1 protein-coding gene is annotated in these 680 nt (G+C 74.4%); it reads left to right on the top strand.

Annotation, left to right across the window (positions count from 1 at the left end):
• On the top strand, positions 1 to 680 hold a 680-nt coding region (locus tag E9549_RS22855), incomplete at both ends, for an LGFP repeat-containing protein (protein ID WP_374201475.1).

Below are 680 nucleotides of genomic sequence, written 5' to 3'. Positions count from 1 at the left end.
GACCGGTGGGCCGCGGCGGGGTGGGAGCGGGGTGCGCTGGGTTACCCGGTGGGGGACACGACGTGCGGGTTGCGTGATGGTGGGTGCTTCCAGCACTTCCAGGGCGGGTCGGTGTACTGGTCGCCGGGCACGGGTGCGCGGATCCTGTCGGTGGAGATCCGGGACCGGTGGGGTGCGGCGGGCTGGGAGAACGGTGCGCTGGGCTTCCCGGTGAGCGACGTGGGGTCGCTGAAGGACGGTGGGCGGTTCGTCCACTTCCAGGGTGGGTCGATCTACTGGTCGCCTGCGACGGGTGCGCGGATCGTGTCGGGGGTCGTGCGGGACCGGTGGGCCGCGGCGGGTTGGGAGAACGGTCCGCTGGGTTTCCCGGTCAGTGATGTGACGGCGTTGGCCGATGGTGGGGCGTTCGCGCACTTCCAGGGCGGGTCGGTGTACTGGTCGTCGGGCACGGGGGCGCGGGTGCTGCTGGCGCCGGTGCGGGACCGGTGGGCGGCGGCGGGCTGGGAGACCGGTGCGCTGGGTTATCCGGTGGCCGATCAGGTGGCGACCCCGGGTGGGGCCGGGCAGGTGGTGCAGTTCCAGCGGGGCTGGATCTACTGGTCGGCCGCCACCGGGGCGCGGGTCGTGGGCGGGCCGGTGCGGGACGCGTGGCTGGCCGCCGGCGGTGACGCCGGCGACCT

The sequence above is a fragment of the Blastococcus sp. MG754426 genome (assembly GCF_021699055.1).
Classification (GTDB): Bacteria; Actinomycetota; Actinomycetes; order Mycobacteriales; family Geodermatophilaceae; genus Blastococcus.
The sequence above is the reverse complement of the archived record's forward strand: the minus strand, read 5'-3'. Positions and strand labels throughout refer to the sequence as shown.